Source organism: Actinomadura alba (assembly GCF_014323705.1).
Classification (GTDB): domain Bacteria; phylum Actinomycetota; class Actinomycetes; order Streptosporangiales; family Streptosporangiaceae; genus Actinomadura_C; species Actinomadura_C alba.
Genome location: NZ_JABVEC010000007.1, coordinates 225,203 through 249,214, shown reverse-complemented (window position 1 = coordinate 249,214; position 24,012 = coordinate 225,203). Strand labels below are relative to the sequence as shown.

General features: G+C 68.4%; 23 protein-coding genes. 14 read left to right on the top strand and 9 right to left on the bottom strand.

Annotated elements, in window-relative coordinates; all coding sequences use genetic code 11:
* Positions 1–591 precede the first annotated feature (591 nt).
* From HKK74_RS12515 to HKK74_RS12490, 6 genes are read left to right on the top strand one after another with little or no spacing between them, the layout of a single operon-like run.
* Positions 592–1,104 carry a methylated-DNA--[protein]-cysteine S-methyltransferase gene (locus HKK74_RS12515; protein ID WP_187243323.1) on the top strand — a complete coding sequence of 171 codons (513 nt, stop codon included), beginning with the start codon at positions 592–594 and terminating at the stop codon, positions 1,102–1,104.
* Between the two features lie 49 nt (positions 1,105–1,153).
* Positions 1,154–1,645, top strand: coding sequence for an RNA polymerase sigma factor (locus HKK74_RS12510; protein WP_187243322.1), 492 nt, complete (start codon positions 1,154–1,156; stop codon positions 1,643–1,645).
* Positions 1,642–2,262: a methylated-DNA--[protein]-cysteine S-methyltransferase gene (locus tag HKK74_RS12505; RefSeq protein ID WP_187243321.1), complete on the top strand. Its 621-nt coding sequence runs from the start codon at positions 1,642–1,644 to the stop codon at positions 2,260–2,262. The genes HKK74_RS12510 and HKK74_RS12505 overlap by 4 nt, the downstream gene beginning before the upstream one ends.
* The gene (locus tag HKK74_RS12500) at positions 2,259–2,996 is read left to right on the top strand and encodes a 2OG-Fe(II) oxygenase (protein WP_187243320.1); all 738 of its coding nucleotides are present in this window, start codon (positions 2,259–2,261) and stop codon (positions 2,994–2,996) included. Before HKK74_RS12505 ends, HKK74_RS12500 begins: the two co-directional genes overlap by 4 nt.
* Complete coding sequence (locus HKK74_RS12495; RefSeq protein WP_187243319.1) at positions 2,993–3,274, top strand: Ada metal-binding domain-containing protein; 282 nt, start codon at positions 2,993–2,995, stop codon at positions 3,272–3,274. Before HKK74_RS12500 ends, HKK74_RS12495 begins: the two co-directional genes overlap by 4 nt.
* Complete coding sequence (locus tag HKK74_RS12490; protein ID WP_187243318.1) at positions 3,271–3,792, top strand: hypothetical protein; 522 nt, start codon at positions 3,271–3,273, stop codon at positions 3,790–3,792. The genes HKK74_RS12495 and HKK74_RS12490 overlap by 4 nt, the downstream gene beginning before the upstream one ends.
* A 38-nt stretch (positions 3,793–3,830) precedes the next feature.
* Here HKK74_RS12490 and HKK74_RS12485 read toward each other — a convergent pair whose 3' ends face one another.
* A complete protein-coding gene (locus HKK74_RS12485) occupies positions 3,831–7,277 on the bottom strand; it encodes a phosphocholine-specific phospholipase C (protein ID WP_187243317.1) in 3,447 nt (1,148 codons plus the stop codon).
* Between the two features lie 65 nt (positions 7,278–7,342).
* The gene (locus HKK74_RS12480) at positions 7,343–7,621 is read right to left on the bottom strand and encodes a hypothetical protein (RefSeq protein ID WP_187243316.1); all 279 of its coding nucleotides are present in this window, start codon (positions 7,619–7,621) and stop codon (positions 7,343–7,345) included.
* Between the two features lie 44 nt (positions 7,622–7,665).
* Here HKK74_RS12480 and HKK74_RS12475 point away from each other — a divergent pair, with 44 nt between their 5' ends.
* Positions 7,666–8,058, top strand: coding sequence for a VOC family protein (locus HKK74_RS12475; RefSeq protein ID WP_187243315.1), 393 nt, complete (start codon positions 7,666–7,668; stop codon positions 8,056–8,058).
* Positions 8,059–8,317: 259 nt separating this feature from the next.
* Here the strand turns inward: HKK74_RS12475 and HKK74_RS12470 are convergent, their stop codons facing one another.
* Positions 8,318–9,865 (bottom strand): hypothetical protein, encoded by a 1,548-nt coding sequence (locus HKK74_RS12470; RefSeq protein WP_281397751.1) that lies wholly within the window; start codon positions 9,863–9,865, stop codon positions 8,318–8,320.
* A gap of 663 nt (positions 9,866–10,528) precedes the next feature.
* On the opposite strand from HKK74_RS12470, the gene HKK74_RS12465 reads away from it, so the two are divergent.
* Complete coding sequence (locus HKK74_RS12465) at positions 10,529–11,578, top strand: LLM class flavin-dependent oxidoreductase (RefSeq protein ID WP_187243313.1); 1,050 nt, start codon at positions 10,529–10,531, stop codon at positions 11,576–11,578.
* Between the two features lie 322 nt (positions 11,579–11,900).
* Positions 11,901–12,074 (top strand): hypothetical protein, encoded by a 174-nt coding sequence (locus HKK74_RS12460; protein ID WP_187243312.1) that lies wholly within the window; start codon positions 11,901–11,903, stop codon positions 12,072–12,074.
* A 25-nt stretch (positions 12,075–12,099) separates the two neighbouring features.
* On the opposite strand, the gene HKK74_RS12455 is transcribed toward HKK74_RS12460, so the two are convergent.
* Entirely contained in the window at positions 12,100–12,450 is a 351-nt protein-coding gene (locus tag HKK74_RS12455; RefSeq protein WP_187243311.1) for a VOC family protein, read from the bottom strand.
* Positions 12,451–12,503: 53 nt separating this feature from the next.
* On the opposite strand from HKK74_RS12455, the gene HKK74_RS12450 reads away from it, so the two are divergent.
* Positions 12,504–13,019 carry a TetR/AcrR family transcriptional regulator gene (locus tag HKK74_RS12450; protein ID WP_187243310.1) on the top strand — a complete coding sequence of 172 codons (516 nt, stop codon included), beginning with the start codon at positions 12,504–12,506 and terminating at the stop codon, positions 13,017–13,019.
* Between the two features lie 240 nt (positions 13,020–13,259).
* On the opposite strand, the gene HKK74_RS12445 is transcribed toward HKK74_RS12450, so the two are convergent.
* The 3 genes from HKK74_RS12445 to HKK74_RS12435 form a co-directional block, all read right to left on the bottom strand.
* Complete coding sequence (locus HKK74_RS12445; protein ID WP_187243309.1) at positions 13,260–13,859, bottom strand: hypothetical protein; 600 nt, start codon at positions 13,857–13,859, stop codon at positions 13,260–13,262.
* A 61-nt stretch (positions 13,860–13,920) separates the two neighbouring features.
* Positions 13,921–14,571: a response regulator gene (locus HKK74_RS12440; protein WP_187243308.1), complete on the bottom strand. Its 651-nt coding sequence runs from the start codon at positions 14,569–14,571 to the stop codon at positions 13,921–13,923.
* A complete protein-coding gene (locus HKK74_RS12435; protein ID WP_222722177.1) occupies positions 14,568–15,398 on the bottom strand; it encodes a sensor histidine kinase in 831 nt (276 codons plus the stop codon). The genes HKK74_RS12440 and HKK74_RS12435 overlap by 4 nt, the downstream gene beginning before the upstream one ends.
* Positions 15,399–15,536: 138 nt before the next feature.
* Between HKK74_RS12435 and HKK74_RS12430 the strand changes: the two genes are divergently transcribed.
* The 3 genes from HKK74_RS12430 to HKK74_RS41375 all read left to right on the top strand — a co-directional run bounded on the left by HKK74_RS12430 (position 15,537) and on the right by HKK74_RS41375 (position 19,680).
* Complete coding sequence (locus HKK74_RS12430; RefSeq protein ID WP_187243307.1) at positions 15,537–16,208, top strand: ABC transporter ATP-binding protein; 672 nt, start codon at positions 15,537–15,539, stop codon at positions 16,206–16,208.
* On the top strand, positions 16,205–18,523 hold the full coding sequence (locus tag HKK74_RS12425) for an ABC transporter permease (protein ID WP_187243306.1): 2,319 nt from the start codon (positions 16,205–16,207) through the stop codon (positions 18,521–18,523). The genes HKK74_RS12430 and HKK74_RS12425 overlap by 4 nt, the downstream gene beginning before the upstream one ends.
* Before the next feature lie 407 nt (positions 18,524–18,930).
* Positions 18,931–19,680 (top strand): SMI1/KNR4 family protein, encoded by a 750-nt coding sequence (locus tag HKK74_RS41375; protein ID WP_187243305.1) that lies wholly within the window; start codon positions 18,931–18,933, stop codon positions 19,678–19,680.
* 367 nt (positions 19,681–20,047) lie between these two features.
* On the opposite strand, the gene HKK74_RS12415 is transcribed toward HKK74_RS41375, so the two are convergent.
* On the bottom strand, positions 20,048–20,551 hold the full coding sequence (locus HKK74_RS12415) for a hypothetical protein (RefSeq protein ID WP_187243304.1): 504 nt from the start codon (positions 20,549–20,551) through the stop codon (positions 20,048–20,050).
* Between the two features lie 496 nt (positions 20,552–21,047).
* On the opposite strand from HKK74_RS12415, the gene HKK74_RS12410 reads away from it, so the two are divergent.
* A complete protein-coding gene (locus HKK74_RS12410; RefSeq protein WP_222722176.1) occupies positions 21,048–22,040 on the top strand; it encodes a DUF6528 family protein in 993 nt (330 codons plus the stop codon).
* Between the two features lie 337 nt (positions 22,041–22,377).
* Here the strand turns inward: HKK74_RS12410 and HKK74_RS12405 are convergent, their stop codons facing one another.
* Positions 22,378–23,919, bottom strand: coding sequence for an FG-GAP repeat protein (locus HKK74_RS12405; protein WP_187243303.1), 1,542 nt, complete (start codon positions 23,917–23,919; stop codon positions 22,378–22,380).
* Between the last annotated feature and the right edge of the window lie 93 nt (positions 23,920–24,012).

Below are 24,012 nucleotides of genomic sequence, written 5' to 3'. Positions count from 1 at the left end.
GCCGGAGCACCACACCGGGACCGTACGACCGAAGATGGCGCGGCGGTGCGCGGACGACCTCACACCCCCGGAGGCCGGCACCCGCACCGCCGCGTCACCACCCCCACGGCAGCGCCTACGCGAACGCGTCTCGCGGTGCCTGACCAGCTCCCGTACGACACGTCATCGTGGTGAGTCGTAGCAGCCGTTCCGCAGCACACTGCGAGAACCTGGCCCCGGTTTCCGCGCGCTCGGGGAGGGCCACCGCGCGAATGGGAGCGAGCGTGCCTGACGTCCAGGACCGTACGGCCGTCCCGACCACGATCGGCCCACCCTTTAATCACCGGAGCACACCTGCCATGACCACGGCGCCTGGAACCATGACCGGCGAGCTGTCGGAACGGCTGTGTACGGCCCGAGCTCCCGCCGGAGCACAGCCACCGGGCCGTACGACCGGAGGTCGCAGGGGGGCGTCGGGGTGCTCGCACCGGTCTTATGCCAGGGGCATCTGCCGAATTCGATCTCGCGGATGCCAGCGAGGTTGGCCGAATCTCGGATCTCACGTATCTGCCGTGACTGTCGTCTCCAGAGGTGAGAGGAAGGATTCGAGCGATGAGACTCCAGCACACGGTCGCCGACACCATCTTGGGCTCGATCACGACCGTCGCGGACGGCGACGCGATCACGGGCCTGTACTTTCAGCACCACATCCGCCGTCCCGACGAGGCGACGTTCGGCCTCGCGGTGCCGATGTCCGAGAACCCCTTGCTCCGCGACGCCGTACAACAGCTGCGTGAGTACCTCGACCGACGTCGCGAGACCTTTGACCTGCCGTTGAAGGCCGCAGGCGATGACTTCGAGCACGCCGTATGGGACATCGTCGCTCGGATCCCTTCGGGGCAGACAACGACCTACGGTGCGATCGCCGAGCAGCTTGGCGACAAGAGCCTCGCGCAAAAGGTCGGGCAGGCGGTCGGCGCGAACCCGTTGTGCATCTTCGTCCCATGCCATCGGGTTGTGGGAAGCAACGGCTCGCTGACCGGCTACGCCGGCGGGCTCAAGCGCAAGCGGGTTCTGCTCGAGCTCGAGGAGTCGGCCGCCACGTCGGCGGAGAGACTGTTTTGACAGGTCATCTCACGTTCGCCGCATCGGAAACGTCTTCTACGGGATGAGCATGAAACGGCCGTTCGAAAAGGTTGTCGAGGAACACGCCGGCACAGTGCTGCGTGTGTGCCGTGCGGCGCTCGGCGTCAGCGACGCCGACGACGCGTGGTCGGAGACCTTCATCGCGGCGATGCGCGCCTACCCCGAACTGCCGGAGACGGCGAACGTCGAGGCTTGGCTGGTGACGATCGCACATCGCAAAGCCATCGACGTGCTCAGGACGGCCAAGCGTCAGCCGCTGCCAGTGGAAGAACTTCCCGAAGCGCCCACGACGTCGGGTTTGCCCGGATCGGACGATCCCGAACTTTGGGAAACCGTGAGAGCGCTGCCCGACAAGCAACGGCAAGCCGTCGCATACCACTACGTGGCAGGACTGCCCTACGCCGAGATCGCAGAGATCCTCGGCGGGACCGTCGAGGCGGCGCGCAGGGCCGCAGCGGACGGAATCAAGTCCCTGCGGAAGAACTATCCGGGCGCGCGTGTGAAAGGAGCGCCATCATGAGTGACCTCGGTGCGAACGCCGACGTTACCGCCCTGCTCTCGGCACCTGTGGACGTCGAGACCCTGGCGCGGCTGCACCACAAGCTGGAGCAGGCGGCCGAGAAGAACGACCTGCTCGATATCGCGTACACCACCGTCGACTCGCCGGTCGGCAAGCTGCTGCTCGCCGCAACCCCCAAGGGTCTCGTCCGCGTGGCATACGACAGCGAAGACCACGACCTGGTGCTCGACACCCTTGGACACAAGATCAGCCCCCGCATTCTGCGTGCCCCGAAGCGACTCGACAGGGCCTCACGTGAGCTCGACGAGTACTTCGCCAAGCGTCGCCAGGTCTTCGACCTGGAACTGGACCTGTCCCTGTCCAAGGGTTTCCGGCAGCTGGTACAGCGGCATCTTCCCGAGATCGGCTACGGGCAGACCCGCAGCTACCGGCAGATCGCCGAGCTCGTCGGCAACCCGAAGGCCGTCCGCGCCGTCGGCACCGCCTGCGCCACCAACCCGCTACCGGTCGTCGTGCCGTGCCACCGCGTGCTGCGCACCGACGGGACGCTCGGCGGCTACATCGGCGGCCTTGCAGCCAAGACCACCCTGCTGAACCTGGAGGCCGCACGATCATGATCCCAACGAAGAAGCCTGTCACGGTCAACCCGTGGAAGAAGCGCGTCGACTCCGGCGACTGGGACGCGATCACCGGCGAGGTCAACGAGTACGGCGGCGCCCTGCTGCCGCAACTGCTGGCCCCGGAGGAGACCGAGCAGATCCGGTCTCTCTACGAGAACGACGAGTACTTCCGCAGCACCGTCAACATGGGCCGCCACCGCTTCGGCGAGGGCGAGTACCGCTACTTCAGAGCCCCCTACCCCGAGGCGATCGAACGGCTCAAGCAGGCCCTGTACCCGCGGCTGCTGCCGATCGCCCGCGACTGGTGGACCAAGCTCCGCAGGCCCACGCCGTGGCCCGACACGCTCGACGAGTGGCTCCAGATGTGCCACGACGCGGGACAGACGAAGTCCACGGCGATCCTGCTGCGCTACGCGGACAAGGACTGGAACGCCCTGCACCGCGACCTGTACGGAGACCTCGTCTTCCCGCTGCAGGTCGTCATCAACCTCAACGAGCCCGGCGTCGACCACACCGGCGGAGAGTTCCTGCTCGTTGAGCAACGGCCCCGCGCCCAGTCACGCGGCACCGCCATGCTCCTGCCGCACGGACACGGGTACCTGTTCACCACCCGCGACCGCCCTGTCAGATCCGCCCGCGGCTGGTCGGCGGCGCCCGTACGGCATGGTGTCTCCGCGATCCGCTCCGGTCAACGGCACACGCTTGCTCTGGTCTTCCACGACGCCGCATGACCGCCGCCGGCGATACCTACACGCTGCTCCGCGCAGACGGAAGGCCGTACCAGTCGTCGGACAAGGGCGGATGGGGCGGCCATCGCGGAGCGAAGATCTACGGCCGCCTTGACTGCCCCGCCGCCCTCCGGGCGATCGCCTGTGGCGGCTACCTGAAGTACCGGGTGTTCTTCGCCGACGAGCAGACCGCAATCGCCGCCGGGTTCCGGCCCTGCGGCACCTGTTGCGAAGACCGCTACCAAGCGTGGAAAAGCGCCCGGCAAAAGGAGAAGCCGTGACCATCAACTCGCCGCTGCTGCCCACATCACTCCACACCACAGTCGATACCGGCGCCACGGATGCGGAACTCGAGCGCATGACGGCGATGGGCCGTGAACGAGACGCTTGGACGATCGCCCTTGGCCACGGTCGCACCCCGGACGCCGCCCTGGCCACGACCCGGTTTACGCGAAGGTGGCAGGCGGCCGGTGGCGTGATCGTCGACACGGTCGCCTGGCCGGAGACCGCGGCATCCTGGATGAGGCAGGCGCGCCGCTTCACCGCCCTGGACCCGGACCTATGGGTCATGGTGGGTCCCGTAATCGGCTGGGCCCAGATGACCCGCCGGCTGCTGTGGTCGACCCCGTGGCAGCCGTCCCGCACGATCGCCGGGGCCAACGTCGGCACCGCCGCCGCGATCGGCCTCGTCGGAGCGGCGAACCTTCCGGGCATGGCCGGCGCGACCTGTGACGGAGGCACGTGGACCATCAGCTACGGCGAGCTCGTCACCTCCGCCGCCCCGGCGACCGGCCCATGACCCTGTTCGACGTCGAACTCGACGGCTGACGGTCCGGATCAGTGGTCGGCGATCTGGTTGGTGCCGAGGCGGATGTGGTCGAGCGACCAGTACCAGTTGTTGCCGGCGTTGAAGATGCGGAAGCTCACCTTCACCGTCGTCGCGCCGGAGGGCACGGAGAACGGCAGCGAGACGAACCTGTTCTGCTGGTCCTGGCCGTGGTTGGTGTTCCCGCTGGTGGCGCTGCTGTAGTGGAGCACCTGAACCGGCTGGCCGGTGTCGAACGCGACGGTCACCTCCGCCTCTTGCGGGCTCTCCTGGCGATAGTGGGAGTCGAAGCCCAGGTACAGCGTGGAGGTCCCGGCGGGGATGGCGACCGCGGGGCTGGTCAGGGTCGAGTCGAAGCGGCCGCGGCTGGACGGGCTGCCGTGGTCGTCCCAGTCGTCGGGGTCGGCGACGGCGACTATCCCGAGGCCGCGGGTGAAGTTCGAGCGGTCCTGGCCGTCGGAGGCGAACCAGAACTGCTTGGACATGAACGACCAGCCCTGCTCCTCCTGCGTGCCCTGCGGCATGGCCGGGGCGTTGGTGATCGACCAGCCGCTCGGCGGCGTACGGGTCCACCCCAGCATTCCGGCCGGCACGTTGAGGTCGACGGCAGGCTTCAGCTCCGAGGCGACCGACTCGAAGTCCTCGGCGAGCAGGTAGCCGGTCATGTCGGGTCCGACCTTCGCGGCCAGCTTGGCGGTGGCCTGCTCCTGGCTGCCGTTCAGGGTCCCGGTCACGGTCGCAGTCAGGGTGGCCGAGCTCCGGGCGCTCGACCCGGTCGGCGTCACGTCCCACGCGATCGGCACGGAGGAGCGGGCCGCGATCGTGGTCGGCGCGTCGCCAGACGGCGTCACGATCCACCCGTTCGGCACGGCCGGTTCGGCGGCCACGCGGGTAAGGTCCGCGTGGCCGGCGTTGGTGACGGTCGCGGTCACGGTGAGCGGCTTGCCGGGTGAGAGTACGACGCCATCAGTGCTCGGCGAGCTCGCCGGGGCGCTCAAGCTCGCGCTGAGCACCGGAGCCACCGACGCCTTGGCGCGTGCCTCTGCGATCCTCAGCAGGCCGGAGCCGTCGGCGTGCGCGGTCGCCGCCAGGTCACCGACGGTCGCGTTGGCGGCCGGCGTGACCCTGAAGTGGACGTCGACCGAAGCGCCTGCCGCGAGCGTGGTCGGTGCCTGCCCGGCGGGCTCGGCGGTCCAGCCCGATGGGCCGTGAAGAGCCGAGGACAGATCGACCAGACGGCTGTCGCTGGTGTTGGTCAGGGTGAGGACGACGTCGCCTGCCACGCCCTGGACCAAGGCCGCGTCGCCGAGCGACGGGTTCGCCGACGGCAGCGTGATGGCTACGGCCAGGACAGGCTCGACACCGGTCGCCGGGTCGGTGACGCCCGGCCTGCCGTCGGCCAGTCGCCCGGACGCACGGCGCAAGAACCAGGGGTCGTCCCGGTCGACCACCACGACGTCGTACCACCCGTGCGGCGCCACGTCGATCCGGACCGGCACCTTCTGGCCAGGCTTCAACCGGACGACATGGACGTGGTCGCCGCCGTTCTTCGAGTAGACCGACTCGCCGACCAGCAGCGTGCGGGTCGTCGACGACGGGTTGGTCAGGTACAACATGAGCGCGCGCGCCCTGATCTCCTCCACGAGGCCCACCTCGGCGGCGACACCGTTGCCGCGCAGTGCCCACATCGACCAGCCGGGACCGTGCAAACGCAGGTCGTAGCCGCCGTCGCCGTAGGTGACCGTGCCCTCGGCCGCCCCGCGCGCAGGCACCAGCCATGTCTTCGGGGTGCTACCGTCCGCGGCGTACCCGATCACGGTCGCGGCCACGGTGCCGTCATTGCTCAGCTGAAGCTCGACAGCCGAGTCCGTCACCTCGGCCTTGAGGGCGAGACGGTACGGCAGCGCCCGGGCCGGTCGGGTGCCCGACTCCTGCTGCGGCAGCGCCTGCTTCTCCGGCGGCCGCGGGTTCCACCGGCTGATCGGCGCGGGCACCGGTCCGGGCTGCTCCACCACGGGCTGCGGGTGGGTTCGCCCGAAGTCGAACGCCGAGGTCAGGTCGCCGCAGATCGCGCGGCGCCAGGTGCTGATGTTGGGTTCCTTGACGCCGGTCCACTTCTCCAGGAACTGGATCGTGGAGGTGTGGTCGAAGACCTCCGAGCAGAGGAAACCGCCCACCGTCCAGGGCGACACGATCGTCATCGGAACCCGTGGGCCCAGGCCGATCGGGCGTCCGTTGAACCAGTCGTCGTCGTTCCCCGACGCCGGACGCGGGGCGGTCGGCGCCGGCATGTGGTCGAAGTAGCCGTCGTTCTCGTCGAAGTTGATCAGCAGCGCCGTCTTCGACCACGTCTCCGGGCTGCTCGCGATCGCGTCGAGCACTTCATAGATCAGGTTGGCGCTGCCGACCGGGGTCGACGAGCTGGGGTGCTCGGAGTCGATCGCCGACGGCACCAGCCAGCTCACCGCAGGCAGCTTGCCGTTCTTTATGTCGGCGCGAAGGCGCGGCACCAACGTCTCCGGCTCCGAGCGCCGCATCGCCTGGTTGAAGAGCTTGCGCTCGGCCTCGCTGAGGGTGGCGATGCCGGCATCGAGTTCGCGCAGGGACGCCGCCCGCTGCTCGGGGGTCTTGCCCCAGAGCTTGTCGTAGAACTCCTCGGTGGTGCGGTAGCCGCCGCTGACGTGGGCGAGGATCTTGCGGCCGAGCTGCTTGAACGGCACGAAATACTCGACGGCGTTGTCGGTGAAGTTGTCCCACTCCTGGTAGATCTGCCAGGAGATGCCGGCCTTCTCGAGGCGCTCGGGATATGTCGTCCAGCTGTAGCCGGCGTGGCTGTAGGAGTACGCCGCGTTGGTGACCGCCCGGTTGACGCCGTCCGGCTCGTAGCCGGTGGTGCCGGTCCACAGGTAGTTGCGGTTGGGGTTGGTCGAGCCGTGCACCGAGCAGAAGTAGGCGTCGCAGATCGTGAAGCGCTCCGCGAGTTCGTACTGCAGCGGGATGTCCCGCCGGTCGTAGTAGGCCATCGTGGACTGGCCCTTGGCCGCCACCCAGTCGTTCCACCAGCCCTCGGCCCAGGCCCGTGTGGCGTCACCGAAGCCGTGCGGCAGCGCGCCGAGGTACTGGATGTCGCTTTCCGGCCGGCCCGCGGCAATGGCCGCCGCGCGGGCGGAGAACGGGAGCACGCCGCTCCCGCCCGCCCGGGGCTGCTCGAAGACGGACTTGCTGCTCGGCAGTCGCAGCGGCGTGCGGTCGCCGAAGCCGCGGACGCCCCTGAGCCTCCCGAAATAGTGGTCGAAGGAGCGGTTCTCCTGCATCAGGATGATGACGTGCTCAATCGCGTCGAGACCGCCAGGCGGGGGTGTGGCGGCCATGGCCTTGAGCAGTGAGGGAGGGAGCAGCGAAAGTGCAGTACCGCCAGCGACAGCGCCGAGCAGCCCGCGCCGAGAGATCCGGGTCACGCGCCTGAGGCTAAGGAGCCGCGAAGCGGCGCCGGAACGCTACCACCTGGTCTTTCCGGCACTGTTCACATGGGTTGATCCAAGGGTTCGGCCAGCGTTTGGTTGACGCCGCCACGAGCCGAGCCGGCGAAATTGTGCCCAGGCAACTCCATGATCACTGTCCAGCTGGCCACGTCCCAGATCCGGATGCCGTACTCGCCGAAGGCGTGCATGCTCGTGGCCATCAGCCGACCATCTGGGGTCACCGAAAGCGCGGAGACTCCCTGCGAACCCGACTCCACTCGGACCACTTCACCGGTGGACAGCGAGACGGTGAACAACCGGCCGTAGGCGTCGACGACCACACACGTGTCCCCGCCCGGCGTATCCGGCCGTATGCTCGGGGAGCGTGCGAGTCGATCTTGTCGCGTTGGTCGTGGACGATTACGACCCGGCCATCGAGTTCTTCGTCGACGTGCTCGGCTTCGATCTGGTCGAGGACTCACCCTCGCTGACCAACGATGGCCGCCCCAAACGGTGGGTCGTCGTCCGGCCACCGGGTGCCGAAACGGGCATCCTGCTCGCCCGCGCGGACGGAGAGCGGCAGGCCATGGTCGTCGGGAACCAGGTCGCCGACCGGGTGGGGTTCTTCCTTCGGGTGGACGACTTCGACGCCGCCTACAGACGCATGGTGGCCGCCGGGGTCGAGTTCGTGACCGCACCGCGTACAGAGTCCTACGGACGGGTCGCCGTGTTCCTCGACATCGCCGGGAACCGCTGGGACCTGCTCGGTCCTGTGTAGCGCCACCTTCCGTACCGGGGCGCAGGGCCCTCGCGGCGGAGGTCGATCCGGGGGATCCGGACTCACCTGTGCCACACGCTCATCTGCGTTCTAACGGCTGCGGTAAGGGTCGAAGGGGCACAAGGGTCTTCGGCGAGGGCCGCGGTGATGAGCCGCTCGAGGAAGCCCGCGAAGTCCGCGGCGACCAACGCGGCGGTGCGCGGACGGCCTCACACCCCCAGAGGCCGGCACCCGCACGGCCGGGTACGCCAATGGGCGGTCAGGGCTCCTCCAGTTCGACGTCGAGGTGGAAAAGAAACCGCACGGCTTCTTTCTTCGCCGTCGCCTCCGCGGTGTAGAAAAGCTCCCATGCTCGCCGGCGATACTCGGCCAGGAGGTCGCGTGTGCCGGGACGCGCCGAGGCGAACTCATCTGTAAGCCGGTCTACGTTGGCCAGGTGGTCGCGCAAAGTGCGGTCGGCAACGGCCAGCAGGACACGCTGCTCGAGCTCACGGAGGATCTCGGAGCCGAGGTCGTGTTCGCGGCGGTCGTACGCGGCGTGAATGTCCGCCTTGATCCGCTCACCTATGATGCGCCGCCTGGGCAGCGTCCGCCCGCCATGAGCTGCTACAAGCTCCGAAACGGCGGGCGACATCGGATACAGGTTCCGCACGGCCTCGCCCAGCTCGTGGAGGTCGTCCATGTCACGCACCGGGTACGAGGCGACACAACCGTCGATGACCTCATCCAGCAGGCGGCGTACCCGTACGCTCATGTCGTCACCTTGAAGGATGTCCCACCGCCGCGCGTAGAACAGTCGGCACTGCTCGTCGAGCACCTCGTCGTACTGGACCTTGCGTTCCAGGGTGACGAGATCGATGGCGCGCCGAGGCCGGCCGGTGGGCTCCGGTCCGCCCGTGTGCGCGGGCCGGTCCGTGGCGGCGTCGACAGCGCGGATCGACGGCTGTTCGACGGGAACCACATCCAGGTGGTAGAGCCGCCGGTACACCTCGGCCGCCTCGGGTGTGGCGGTGGCCGTGACGGCGGCAAGTTCGTCGTAGGTGTCCAGATACCCGCGGATCGTGATCTGCGCGAGTACCAGACGGTCCTCGGAGTCTTCGGGTGAATCGGGTGCGTCGCCGCCGGGGGCGGTGATGATCAGCGGCGTCCGGCATTCGTCGATGAGCGATCTCTCGGCGTCACAGACGACCGCGAACCGGTGGCCACGCTGCACGCATTCATCCACGTTCCACGTCAGATTGTCTCGCAGGTAATCCCAACCAAACTCGTGCGCAGTCCCGTAGGTGACGTCGGCGCGGTATGCAACGTGGCGCTCCCGCGGCACCGACTCGTGCCCGATGGCGCCGGCTTCCATACCGAGCATCCGGAACACCGGACCCATCCGCTCCGCGTCTCGGCTGGCCGCATCGTCATCAGACGTGATGACGTGAACGCCGCCCTCGTCGGCGAGCGCGTGCAGAACGGCCGGAAACACACAGGCCAAAGTGCTGTCCGCGCCGCCGTCATCCATCTGGGCGATGGCAGGTAGGGCCAAGACGACCCCGGCCATGACCTGGGGGTCATGGGTCCGCACGCCGAGAACACGCCGCGTGACCTCGCGGACCGCCGCGTACACCTCGGGCACCAGCGCTCCGAGGATCTCCCCGTCCGCCGCCCGGGACCGGTACGCCTCGGTGAGCGCGCGCAGTTCCGCGTCCGTGCGCGTCCGCATCTCCTCCTCGAGCGCGGTCACCAAGGCCACGTCCGCGCGGCACCGATCGAGGATTTTTCGGAGGGTGTGTCGTCGCCCTCCCCCTCGTAGTGCCATCCCCGGCTCGCCTCGCAGGCGTGGAATCCGCATCGCCCTGCCTCCTCCCGCCAGAAACCCCCACTCGTTGGTAGACGTTCTGCGATGTGTCCGGGTTGCCCACGGAAAGTCGGGTCGACTGGGTAGGTGTCGTCCGCCGCATCAGCTCGAAGACCGCTTGGGTCTTGGTCAGTACGAGGGTGTAGGGCCGGCCCTGACGGCGGGTCTGGTGGCGTACCGGCAGCTCAGAGGTGTCTACCCGGGAGTGGATGTGCCGTCGCTTTTCCTTGGCGAGCGGCGTGTTGTAGGCGCGGGTTTCGATATCGAGGGTTTGTCCGTCTGTGGGCTGCTTGACTGGGTGAACACGCCGTGGCATGCGCCTGGCGCGTGGCACGATAGGTGATCACGTTGGAGCCTTCGGCCAAGAAGATTGTGGTGAGCCTCTTCTACCCGGAGGATCCGCACCTGTTCCGGCACTAGTGATTTGTCCGCGTGACTACCCGGTCCACGCAACTCGACATCTGGAGTACCTAATCGTCCAGATCACTTTCCCTGGGATCACTTCAGTGCGAAATCAAGGGCTGAGCAGGAAGGGGACCGCCCAAGCCAGACCGCAGCACCACTGATCTCCACACTTCCCCCAGACCGTGTGCGAGGGCGCACACCACAAGGAGAGACGTTTCCGTGAAGTTCAGCTACGCCATGCTTCCCGACTACCCCGTCGCCGACTCGCTGGCCTCCATCAAGCTCGCCGACGAGCTCGGGTTCTACGCGGTGTACGCGGCCGACGAGCCGTGGCACAAGGACCTGTGGCTGCTGTTCGCCGCCGCCGCCGCGAACACCTCGCAGATCCGCTTGGGCCCGTCCGTCTCGGCGGTGACCCTGCGCGAGCCCTCGCTGATCGCGCAGGCCGCCGCGACGCTGGACGAGCTGACCGGCGGCCGCGCCGAGGTGGTCCTGGGCTCCGGCAACTTCGGCGTGCTCGCCCAATACAAGATCGACTGGGCGAAGACCAAGCCGCTCACCCGGGTCAAGGAGGCCGTCGCGGTCGTCCGTACCCTGCTGGACGAGGGCACCATCACCCGCGACGGCGAGTTCTACTCCTACGACGGCCTGTTCACCTTCGCCCGTCCCATCCAGGAGCACCTGCCGGTCAAGATCGGCGCGATGCGCGGGCCGAAGTCGTTCCAGGCCGCCGGCGAGCTGTCCGACGGCGTGCACCACGCGCTCAGCTACTCGCGCGAGGCGTACGAGTACGCGGTCGAGAACCTCAAGATCGGCGCCGACCGCGCGGGCAAGGACTACCGGTCGCTGGACATCGGCGCCTGGGTCGTCTTCGCGGTCGGCCCGGACTCGCAGGCGGCCAAGGAGGCGGCCCGCAGCATGGTCGGCCTGTACGCCTCGGCGATGCCGGCCGAGCAGCTGGAGCGCAACGGCGTCGACCCGGCGGACATGGCCCCGATCATCCAGGCCATCGGCAACGGTGACCTGGCCAAGGCGATCGAGCTGACCACCCCCGAGATCACCGAGAAGCTGTCGATCGCCGGCACCCCCGACGAGGTGCGCGCCAAGATCGAGACCGACATCGCCCCGACCGGCGTCAACCACATGATCTGCGCGATCACCGACCCCGTCCTGGTCAAGTCCTTCACCGGCCGCGACCTGGAAGGCGTCCCGGACGTGGACGGCCAGCTCCGCCTGATCCACGACGAGCTGATGCCCGCCTTCAAGTAAGACCCCCCGTGGCCGCGAACCCCGCCCCCGCGGCCACGGCATTCAGTAGGGCCGGGCGCCAGAACGACGGCGCCCGGCCCTGTTCATTGGTTTCCAGACCCCGGCGAGAAGACCGTTGGTGTCGAGACCGTTGGTGAGGAGGCCGGTTTCGGCGAGGAGCCGCATCCAGCTGTCCTTGTGGCATCCCCGGCGGTCGCGTTCGGGCAGCGCCACGCCGGGCCGGGCCGGGTCGATGCCGCCGCTGCCGCCGTAGGGGAAGGCGAGGGTGGCGGTCGTTTTCGCGGTATGCCGGTGCCGCCAGACGATCGCACAACGTCCTTTAATGCCGACGTGCGCGCATTCGCGACGTCACCGCGAGCCCCGGGCAACCGTCCCGTTCCTCACCACCAAGGCGTTCTTCCAGCTCAAAGGGCCGTCCCGTGCGCAGCAGGGCACCTCCCCAGCACACCGGGGCAAGCCCGAAGCCGACCCTGCCGCCGCGGGCAACCACTACTGATCATCAAGGTCGGCGGTGGCTACCGCTATTCGGGTCCGGCGGTGCTCTGGTCGAACAGGTGAACAGGGTTGCCGGTCGGGTCCAGGAAGGTCGCGCCCTTGCCGCCCGGCATCTCGATCTCGCCCCGCCAGTCGAGCTCCGGATGCGACTGCCGGAAGGAGTCGACGCTGTCGACGGCGTAGAAACCGCCGGCTCCCCATTGCGGCCCGGTGTTCGGTGGCACATCGAGCATCAGCTCGACCTCCGAGCCCGGGATCTTGAACGCGACGGTCGACTCACCCTCCCGCCAGGACTCGTCGAATCCGAGCGTGTCGCGGTAGAAGGCGACCGACTCCTTGAGGTCCTTCACAGGCTGGTACAGGAACGTCAGTTTCATGTGGGCGACCGTAAACTGGTTATGTCCAGACGTCAACCAGTTATGCTTGCCCCATGCGCGAATGGGTTCCGGTCCCGGGCTCGGCCAAGGCCCGGCTCATCGAGGCGGCCATCCATCAGTTCGAGCTCACCGGCTACGAGGCCGTCAACGTCGTCGACCTGGCTGGCAAGGCGAGCGTCACCACTGGCGCGCTGTACCACCACTTCGGCTCGAAGCTCGGCCTGTACCTGACTGTCCGCGAGGACATGGAGAAACGGATCGTCGAACGAATGGAGGGAGCCGCCGCGGCGGTCGGGAGCCGAGGGCACCCCGCGGTGCGCGCCGCGCTCCTGGTGGCCTTCGACGCCGCCGTCCGGTTCACCGTGTGCCGGATCCTTGGTGAGCAGCCACCGGTAGAGCGCGACGACCCGGTCGCCACCGCACTGCGACCGTTGCTGACGAAGCACAAGGCGCCCGCCGCAGACATACTGGCCGCGGCCTGGCGAGCCGCGCTCTTGGCCGTCGCCACAGGCGCTTCCTCCACGGCGGCCCGGGCGTCCCTGGTGTACGTCCTCAGCCCCAGTAGGTAAACGCATGCCGATGACCGGGTGCTGGTTGAACGGCGTCGTCCGCCACGGTTTGCTGCACCCGCACCGTGCTGGGAGACGCCGCACACGCGGCACGGTCGGCAGGGACGAATCCCGCCCCGGGTGTCACGCGGACGGCCTCGATCAGGCGCTCGTCGCTGACGCCCGCCGCCCGGACGGCCTGAGCGAGGGCCTCCGGAGAGGCGTTCGCGGTCACGTTTCCACGCAAGGCCGTTCGCGTGCTCAGGGATGAATCCGAACCCGGCCCTCGGAGAAGTGCGTGAGCGCCTGGTCGATCTCCTCGGCCGGCCGGCGAAGCGTGCTCACGGCGAAGCGGATCCCCTTGATGCCGAATACCTTGCGATGCAGGACACGTTCCACATCCGGGTGATCCAGCCCGGAGACGCCCGGGGTGCTCGCGGTGACGCCCGGCGCGAGAGCGAGCACCAGGAACCGTTGCCCACGCCACGTCCTGAGCTGGAAGCCGGTGACCGCGGACCAGGGAAAGAAGAGCTCATCCGGCGTCATGTCGATACTGCAACGCAGGCCTCGGGCCGACATCCGCATCGCGACCGCCGGAACCTCAGTGGTGTTCCAGAGTTCTCGCAGGCGCCGGACTGCGGCGAACTCACGCGACGCGCCCACGAGAAGGACCACGCCGGGGAGTCCCTGCAACGCCGCCCAGGCGAACGCGCCGGCTCCGTCCCCGTCTGAGACCAGCTCGACCCCGAGCAGCACCGCTATCGCGACGATGAGGGCACCGCCCACCGCCATCGGCCAGGTGGAGATGCGCCTGGCCCGCAAGGTCCTGCTGCGCGCGGCCAGCACGACGTCACGGTCCACCTCGACAATGAACTCAGATACCGCATGTTCCGGTCGCATCCGGGCAAGTCTTGCGCATCCTTCAATCGCCGGGGGCGATGAGACCGGTCTCGTAGGCGACGACGACGGCCTGAACCCGGTCGCGCAGGTTCAGCTTCGCGAAGATCCGGGCCAGGTGGGTCTTCACCGTGGCCTCGCTGAGGTGCAGTTCGGCGGCCAGTTCGGCGTTGGACATGCCTCGGCCCAGCAGCCGCAGGACCTCCAGTTCGCGGGGGGTCAGCGAGGACAGGTCACGGTGGATCTCGGGGACCCGGTCGGCGCGGGCGAAGCGCTCGACGAGCCTGCGGGTGATCGAGGGGGCCAGGAGGGCGTCGCCGGTGGCGACGAGCCGGACGGAGGCCACGAGGTGCTCGGGTGTGACGTCCTTGAGCAGGAAGCCGCTGGCTCCGAGGGCGAGCGCGGCGTAGACGTACTTGTCGAGGTCGAAGGTCGTCAGCATCACCATCTTGCAGGCGGGGTCGTCCTCGAGGATTCGGCGGGCGGCCTCCAGCCCGTCCATCTCGGGCATCCGGATGTCCATCAGGACGACGTCCGGCCGCAGCCGCCGGACCAGGGTCACCGCCTCGGCCCCGTCGCACGCCTCACCGGCGACCTCGATGCCGCCCTTGGTGAGGATCATCCGGAAGCCGGTGCGGACCAGGGTCTGGTCATCGACGATCACGACTCTGGTCATGGGCGCTCCAGCGGGATCCGGGCCCGTACGCGATAGCCGCCGCCGAACCGGCGCCGGGCGTCGAGGTCCCCGCCGTACAGGGCCACCCGTTCGCGCAGGCCGATCAGCCCTCGGCCGTCGCCCGCGTTCACGGGTGCGTTCGAGCCGGTGTTGAGCACTTCTATCCGCAGGTTGCGGGTGCCGTAGCCGACCCTCACCTCGGCGCGCGAACCCGGCGCGTGCTTGAGGGCGTTGGTGAGCGCCTCCTGTACGACCCGGTAGGCGGTGACGTCGATTCCGGTCGGCAGCGGCGTGGGCTCACCGTTGATCGTGACCTCGACCGGCAGGCCGGCGAATGCGATGCGGTCGACGAGCGTGCCGAGGCGGGACAGACCGGGCTGGGGGGCCAGTGCGTCCGCGCCCTCCTGATCGGGAGCGAGCACACCGAGCAGGTGCCTGAGCTCCGTCATCGCGTCCCGGCCGGTCTTCTCGACGGCGGCGAGCGCGTCGGCCGTCTCGCCTTCCTCGACGGCGTGCCGTGCGGCCCCGGCCTGGACGACCATCACGCTCACGCTGTGGCTCACGATGTCATGGAGCTCCCGCGCGACCCTGGCCCGTTCGCCTTCGACGGCGAGCCGGGCGGCGGTCTCGCGTTCCTTCTCCAGCAGCCAGGTCCGTTCGCCGAGCTCCCGGGTTCGCACGCGACGCATTCCGGCGGCGAGATACAGGGGAGTGATGACGGCGGCCGCGATCCACGGGACGGTCCAGCCCGGCAGGTGCAGCGTGGTGCCGGCGGCGGCGAACGAGACACCCGCGATGGCCACGAGGCAGACCAGGCGTACCAGCATTCCCCCATCGTCGTGGTCGGCGGGCCGGTGTGCATCATTCCGGCGGGCGAAAGCCGTACATCGCACGAATGACACCGGCGCGGAGTTACACCCCGAGCCCGATGGCCCGCCCATGCGAGTGGTTCTAACGTTCGCGGCATGGAACATCTGGTGCAGCTCACCGACGTGCGCAAGGAGTACGGGGATACGACCGCGCTGGCCGGCGTCACCCTGGACATCCGGCAGGGCGAGGCCGTCGCGGTCATGGGGCCCTCAGGCAGCGGGAAGTCGACGCTGCTCAACATGGTGGCGGGGCTCGACCGGCCGACCTCGGGCACGATCGTGTTCCAGGGCGAGGACCTGTCCACGCTGAGCGAGACGGCACTCGCCAAGTTCCGGCGCCGCCGGATCGGCATGGTGTTCCAGTTCTTCAACCTGCTCGACGACCTCCCGGCGCTGGAGAACGTCATCCTGGTCGCGCAGCTGATCGGGACGCCGCGCAAGCAGGCCCAGGCCCGGGCCATGGAACTCTTCGAGGAGCTCGGCATCGCCGATCGCCGCAACGCCTATCCGGCGGTCCTCAGCGGGGGCGAGCGCCAGCGGGTCGGTGTCGCGCGGGCCCTCATGAACCGCCCGTCGCTGCTGCTCGCCGACGAGCCCACCGGGGCCCTCGACAGCCGATCCGGCGAGCAGGTGATGGACCTGCTCCAGGATCTCAACCAGATCGGCCAGACGTTGCTGATGGTCACCCACGACGAAAAGCTCGCGTCGCGCTGCGCCGACCGGGTCATCGAGTTCGCCGACGGCCGGGTCACGGAGGCCGTCCGATGAAAGCGACCTGGCGGGCCGCCCGCGCGGCCGTGCGCAGAAGGCGTCTGCAGACCTTGATCATCGGTGTGGTCGTCATGGTCTCGACGGCCACGATCGTGCTGGCGCTCGGGCTGCTCGCCACCGTGGACGGGCCGTACGACAAGGCCTTCGCCCGGTTGCAGGGCGCGCATCTGAACGTGTCGTACGACGGGGACAAGGTCTCGGCGGACCGGCTGAGCGCGACCGCGCACCTGCCTGGAGTCACCGCCTCCGCCGGTCCCTTCGCCAGTGTGGTCGTACAGGACGCCAACGTCGTCGGCCTTCGGCCCGGCCCGATCACGGTGGTGGGAAGAGCGGATCAGAACGGTCCGGTCGATCGGCTGGTGCTGGCCGAGGGACGCTGGTTGACCGGGCCCGGCGAGATCGTGATCAGGAAGGACCCGCACATACACTGTCGCGGTTCCGCTGCCTGCGAAAACGTGGGCAAGCGAATAGCGATTCCGGGCCACTCGCCGCTCACCATCGTCGGCGTCGTCAGGTCGATCACTCAGACCGCCGACGGGTGGGTCACACCCGCACAGGCTCAGGCACTGAACCCGCATTCCTTCCAGATGCTCTACCGCTTCGCGGACTCCTCGACCGGCGTGTCCGCGGTCACCGCGGACCTGCCACCAGGCGCCGTGGCGGGCAGCCAGTCCTATCGGATCGCCCGGCTCGATGCCACGGAAGGCGCCAAGGCCGCCATCCCCTTCCTGCTGACCTTCGGGGTGCTCGGCCTGGTCGCGGCAGTGCTGATCATCGGAAACGTGGTCAGTGGCGCGGTGGTCTCGGGCTACCGCCACATCGGGGTGCTGAAGGCACTCGGGTTCACGCCCGCCCAGGTGACCGGCGTCTATGTCGTGATGATCGCGGTGCCCGGTGTCATCGGCTGCTCATTCGGTGTCGTCATCGGCAATCTGCTCGCCAGGTTCATCACGTCGAGCATGGATGAGGCACTCGACATCCCCACCGCGACCGGCGTCGCGCTCTGGGTCGACGTGGTCGCCCTCGCCGGCGTCGGCGCCCTGGTCGCCGTCACCTCTCTGGTGCCCGCGGTCAGGGCGGGCAGGCTGTCCGCGGCCCAGGCCGTCAGCGCGGGGGCCGCCCCGCGCAGAGGCAGGGCTCTGCGCGTCCAGCGGCTGCTCGCCAGGACGTCGCTGCCCCGCCCGGTCAGTCTCGGTCTCGGCCTGCCCTTCGCCCGGCCCGGCCGTACCGCGCTCACTCTGGCGGCCGTCGCGTTCGGGGTCGCGGCGGTGACCTTCGCCTCCGGCCTGGTCTGGTCACTCAACGCCTTCATGGCGGGGCAGGACAGAGGAGATGTCGCTGCGATCTCCGTCGACACCGCTATGTCGGCCAGAATCCCACCGGGCATGGAGGGCGGGCCAAAGCCCGGTCCCGCGCTGAGCCCCGCACAGGCCGAGGCCCGGCTGCGGGCCCTGCCGGGGACCGAGCAGGTGACCCCTGCCGCCGTCCAGCCCGTGCACGTGATCGGGATCAACGACGCCACCGATATGAAGGCCTACCCGGACGGCTTCGCCCGGCATGGCTATGACCTGGCTCGGGGCCGATGGCTCCAGAATCCGGCCGAGATCGTCGTCACCGGCCCGTTCATGAAGTCCAGCGGAATGAGACTGGGCGACACCGTGACTGTCGAGTTCGAGGGTCGCCGGACGGCTCTGCGGATCGTCGGTCAGGCCGTGGGCAGGGACCAGATCATCACCGACTGGGCGACCATGTCGGCGATCATGCCCGGCCTGCAGCCCACCTACTTCGAGATGGCGCTGAAGAAGGGCGTGAGCCTGGATGCCTACGTGCACTCCCTCCACGGGGCGCTCGGCGAGAGTCTCGCCATCTCCATGCAGAACAACGGCGGGATCGACGTCGTGCTCGGTCTCATGATGACGCTCACCCTCGGGCTGATGGTCGTGTCGGCCCTCGGCGTCTTCAACACCGTGGTCCTCAACACCCGGGACCGCACCCGCGACTTCGGCATCCTGAAATCCCTGGGCACGACCCCACGCCAGGTCATGGCCGTCGTGCTCACGTCCATGGTGGCCCTGGGCCTGGCCGGCGGGCTGATCGGCGTCGCCATCGGCGTCGTCGCGCACCACGTCGTCATGCCGAAGGCCGCCGCGACCGGCGGCATCACTCTCCCGAGCGCCTACCTTCAGGTGTACGGACCCCTCAGCCTCGTCCTCCTCGCTTCGGCCGGCGTCGTCATCGGGACTCTCGGCGCTCTTATCCCGGCAGGCTGGGCATCCAGGTTGAGAACCGCGACGGCGCTGCGCAGCGAATGAGGGAGTCGCTGCGGGCGAAGGCGACCCGGCCTCCCTTTCACCTCCAGCGCACATGAGCCGCCCGAGCTCCGCACCGATATCGCCACCTGTTCAGTGTGATCCGGCCGCCGGAAAACGCTTAACGGAGCCCCATATCATCCGATGGTGGATACGGCCGAAGCGTTGCTCGACGCCATCACCAGTGGTGACTCCGCCGCCCTCACCCGGCTGTTCGCGGACGATGTCGACCCTGCCACGAGCAATGACGACGGCGATCCGATGGTCCTTGATGCGGCGGACACCGGGAAGGTCGAGCTGGTACGGCCGTTCCTGGACGCCGGTCTACCGGTTGACCCGGAATCGGATCTGGGGATAACGCCGCTCATGTGCGCCGTTTCCACCGGCAGCCTTCCGCTGGTGGAGTTCTCGTGGTCACACCGGTCAGCATCGCCGAGAAATGGCGGCACGGCGAAGCCGTCCGCGTGTTGCGCGAGCTGGGAGCGCCGGACCCGGTCGACTCCTGCACAGCGCGGTTGACCGTCCTGGTGTCCGAAATCGCCGAGCACGCGAGCTCAGAGTACGAGTCTCTGATCAAAACCCGGGGCGCTGCGGATCCGGAAGCTACGCGGTACCGGATACGAATCGTTGAGTCGTGGCGTGTCGGGGTCCCCGGGCGATCCTTGACCCCGACACGCCACGACTCGATGAAGGCTTTGGCCGAGCTCGAAGCCGCGGTCGGCGAACCTCTTCCGGCCGACTTTCGCGCGTACCTGCGGTTGTTCGGCGATTCCGGCGGGTTGGACTTCTACGAGTACGACGGGCTGTCAGTCGCGCAGATGCTAAGCCGGTGGCGGAGTCTCAAGGATGCGCACAAGCAATGGACCTTTGACGACTGGACCCCTCACGAGCTGGACCCGGACAACGGGCTCGTGCAGTGCGTATGGTGGCATCCCGGATGGGTACCGTTCGCCTCCGACAGCTGCGGCAATCTGTTCTGCATCGACCTCGCGCCCGCCGAGCACGGTAAGCGCGGCCAGGTCATCCCGTGGGAGAACCGCAGCGGCCCCCACGGCCCGCGAGCCTGGTCATTCGTGCAGTACCTGCGGAAACATTACGACACGCTGCTCAGCGTGCAGCACACTTACGACGAGGACGGTCGACTGGAACGCCCCTGCTGACCGTACGGGAACAGGGCACGTCGACGCCTTGCCGGCAAGAAGCGAGGCGGCTCCCAGCCGCTTGACCGGTGAGCGCCGACTGTGCCGGACGCCCAGCACGATGCCGCAGACGACGACGATGAGGGCGGTGACCATCCCGGCCAGGAAACCGAAGAACAGGACGAGCGCCGGCACGATGGCTCCCTCAGTGGTCACGGGCTCCTATCGGGCCGTTCATGGCCCGAAGACCGGAAGCGGTGCGGCGTGCGATCGCCCCGACCGCCGGCGGAATCTCGCCGACCACTAGGTTGCGCTCCCCGCGTGGTGGCTAACGCGATGTTAATCGGCTTCCGGAGTGATCGACGGACGAGATCTTCGCCTGGCGATCTCAGGATCCGTGATCGCCGCCTGCGCTCCGACGTGGAGGCGGATCGTAGTAGCCGGGCCCGGCCAGCAGGAAGTTGTCGAAGGAGTACCCATCGCCCTCCTCATCGAAGTCCTCGGCCGAAAGCCTCCTGCCCATGCCGAGCGAAAGGGCCGGCACGGTGTACCCGTCTCCGGCCTCTTCGACCTCGAAGCGCTCTCGCAGAATCGCCAGCATCTGCTCGGCGGGAACCGAGAACATGTCCTGGCCCAGGAGGAGGGCCTGGGCTCGGGGGCGAACGCCGAAGTCCAGGTCGATCTCGATGGTCTGGACGACACCGGTGGAACCGCAGTGGACCACGGCATCCACGCCTGAGGCTCCGTTGATCCGCCAGTCGAGCGGCAACGCGCCCGGATAAGGCGCGTACGGCTCGGGGTCGCCCCAAGCGCGCAGCGCCTCCCCAGCCGCTTCGCGGGTGCTGCCCAGCAGGACGGGGCCGGCGGCTCTCAACGGATCAATTTCGATCATCAGTGGTGCCAACGCTCGAGCTCCTCGGGCACGTGTCGGTGCCTCCCGGCGGCCCGAGAAGCGCAGTCAATTTACTCTCGTCATGGCGGAAAAACGACCCGTCGCCGCGGGTCTCCGGCCGGCGGAACTGGCTGGTGGCGTAGCCGAGGTCGGCGTCCCGTACACGCCGTGAGCTAGGGAACGCACGGAGCCCTTCTTGATATGGGCGTACGAGAATCGGTCTCCACGCCCTTGGCCGCGGGCGGGACCGTGTGGCCCCTCACGGAGATCGGCCCGCCGCGACCAAGTTCGCGCCGCAGATCAAGTTATCGACTGTGCTCACAGTGGCCAGTTGCGCCCACGATGGCGAGAGCGGGCTGCGGTGACCCAGAGTTTCATTCAATACGGTATTTCATTCGCGCCACTGTGAGAGCCTCCCCAATGGAAGATCATCGGCAATTTCGGCGTGCGCGGCCAACACGCTGATTTGTCCTCGACAGAGATCCATGGAGGCGATGTGCGCAACCCCTTCACGCAAGCCCGGCTTCTCACCCGTATGACCGGAGTCACCTGTGCCGCGATGCTCGTGGCCGGAACTGCGACGGCGGCTGATGCAGCGTCCGGGAGCAGCGACGAGAAGATCGTGGTGACCGAGCAGGCCACCGACCGGATTCTCGTCCTCGACTCGGACCGGCAGAGTTGGCAGGAGACGAAGGTGCTGTGGAGCTGGCGGCCCTCCGCGGCGAATGGCCTCGGTGACCTGGTGGCCAGTTGGGGCGCTCCCTCGGACGCCAAACTGCGTCACCGCGACGGGAAACCCCATCTGCTCGCCGTCGACTCTCTCGGACTGGCAACTGTCGTGTCCTATCCCGACGGTGCGGCCTACTGGGCAACGAGTGTGGGCACCCAGCCCAACCTGCACAGCATCGAGCTGCTGCCCGACGGCAACGTGGCGATCATCGCGAGCCGCGGCAAGTGGCTTCGCGTCTATACGGCTTCGCAAGGAGCGCGATCGAATTCGTACGTTGAATTCCCGCTCTCCGACGGCCATGGAGTGTTCTGGGACAATGGGTCCCGGCTGCTGTGGGCGCTCGGCGGCGACGAGCTCGTGGCGCTCGAACTCGGCGGCACCCCCGCTCAGCCTGAGCTGACCGAGGTGCGGCGCACTCCGCTGCCCACGCCAAAGGGACACGACCTCCAGCCCGTCGCGGCCAGGCCGGACCGGCTGTGGATCACCACGGACAGCGGTGTCTATCAGTACTCGAAGTCGAAGAACGCCTTCCTGCAGGACTACCGGGGCGCCGACCGCATCAGCGTCGCCGGTGTCAAGAGCGTCGGCGACGACCTCCAGTCCGGGCAGGTCCTCACGGCGTTGATCCAGAACAAGAACCTCTGCACCTGGTGCACCGACACCGCGACGCTGAACCGACGCAAAGAGACCCTCACGCTGCACGGTGCACAGATCTACAAGGCACGCTGGTGGGTGGACCCGTCGACGCGGAGCCAGTGAACCTTCCACAGGGGCGATGTGCGGGCCGGCTACGGCGAACGTTCGGATGAGCGGATCAACAGCTGGAACGGGTATCGGGAGCGGGACTGGGACACCCGACATGAGCCGCGTCGACTGGATCGGATGAGACGACGACTGGCTTGTGTGAGAACAGACAGCCAGTTCGAGCCATCATCAGGTAGAAGCCGACCCGGTCTTCGGGCCGTACATGGCCCGAAGACCGGAAGCGGTGCGGCGTGCGATCGCCCCGACCGCCGGCGGAATCTCGCCGACCACTAGGTTGCGCTCCCCGCGTGGTGGCCAACGCGATGATGATCGGCTTCCGGAGTTACTCGGATCAGGTCAACCCCGCTCCGAAGCGGACCGCGTCCGCGGCGATCCCGTCCCTGCCCGGGACGAAGAGCAGGCCGGGGGTCGGCGTGCCGAAGACGGCCGGCCACGCGATCCCATGTACGGCGCCCTTGCTGTGGGTCACGTCATCCGGCGCACCGACCAGCAGATGGCCGTTACGGGTGGTGAGCGCAGCGCCGAAGTGGTCGGCGGCCTGCGGCGCCTCGCCCGTATTCGACTGGGAGAGGAAGACGTCGCCGTTTCCGGGCGCGCTCGCCGCGTCGCCGAAGACCTGCACCCCGCCGGCGTCCTTGGCGGTGCCGATGTCCTCGCCCGGGAGGCCGACCACCAGCGGTTCGCCGAGACCGTCCCGCCACGGCCCACCGAGCGCGAGCACGGATCCGAACCGGTCGCCCGTCTCGGCCGTTCCGCCGACACCGGCGCTGTTCTGGTTGACGCTCCACCGCTGAGGCAGCGGGAGCTCGTCGTCATCGGTGGCGAACAGGTGCACCATGCCGGCGTCGCCGGCCGCGCCGATGTCCTCGGTGGGTACACCGACCGCGAGCTTGATGTGCGACGGGCCGTCATGCTCGCAGAACGAGCTGAGGGCGAGGCCGGCGCCGAACTGGTCGCCGGTCTCCGCGCCGCCGTCCACCCCGGGCGAGTCCTGCGACAGTGGCATGTCTGTGGTCAGGTTCCTGGCCAGGTGGACCATGCCGGCATCGCGCTTGCCGTTCAAGTCCTCGCCGGGCACCCCCACGACCAGCGTGAAGCCCTTGACACCTGTGACGCCACAGCCGAAGCCGCCGGGGCCCTGGAACAGTTCGACCGCGGCCCCGAACCTGTCGCCCGCCTCCGCCGTACCGCTGATGCCGGGACTGTTCTGCGTGATCCTGGCGGCGGTCGCGACCTCACCGGTACTGGGGTCGAACGTCACGACACCCGCCGCGCCGGCGTCCGCGGCGCTTCCCACGTCCTCGCCGGGCGCACCGAACGCCACGGCCGGCCAGGTTCCGAACTCACCGGTGGTCCTGTTGACGGCGACCGCGGCACCGAACCTGTCACCAGCCTCGGAGGTGCCGGGTATGCCGAGAATGCCCTGCCGCAGCACGATGCCCGTACGTCCGCCGCCGAGCCCGCCGGCCGACCCGAAGATCACATGGATGACGCCCGCGTCGTCGGCGCTGCCGACGGACTCCGAGGGAACTCCGACCACGAGATCGGCGTAGCCGTCGTTGTTGATGTCCATTGTCTGGACGACGGCGCCGAACCTGTCGTCGGACTCCGGGCTTTCGCCGACACCCGGTCCGCCCTGCGTCAACAGTGCGGCATGCACACCGCCTTCGCCGCCGTAGAGCACATTGATCCGCCCGGCCCGCAGCTTGCCCGCCACCGTGGCATCCGGGTCGGCGACCACGACGTCGCCGCAGCGGTCCCCGTTGAAGTCGGGGCCGCCGGGAGCGCACTGCGCCGCCCGGGGAGAGGCCTCCGCCGGAACCGCGCCGAAGGCCGACGCCGGAACCGCCGCGGCGCCCAACGCCGCGATCACCGTTACCAGTCTGTTGAATCGCAAACCGATCCCCGTTCCCTTGGTCCGTCATTGTGGTGACGGACCGAGAGGAAAGCGGTTTACCGGAACCGG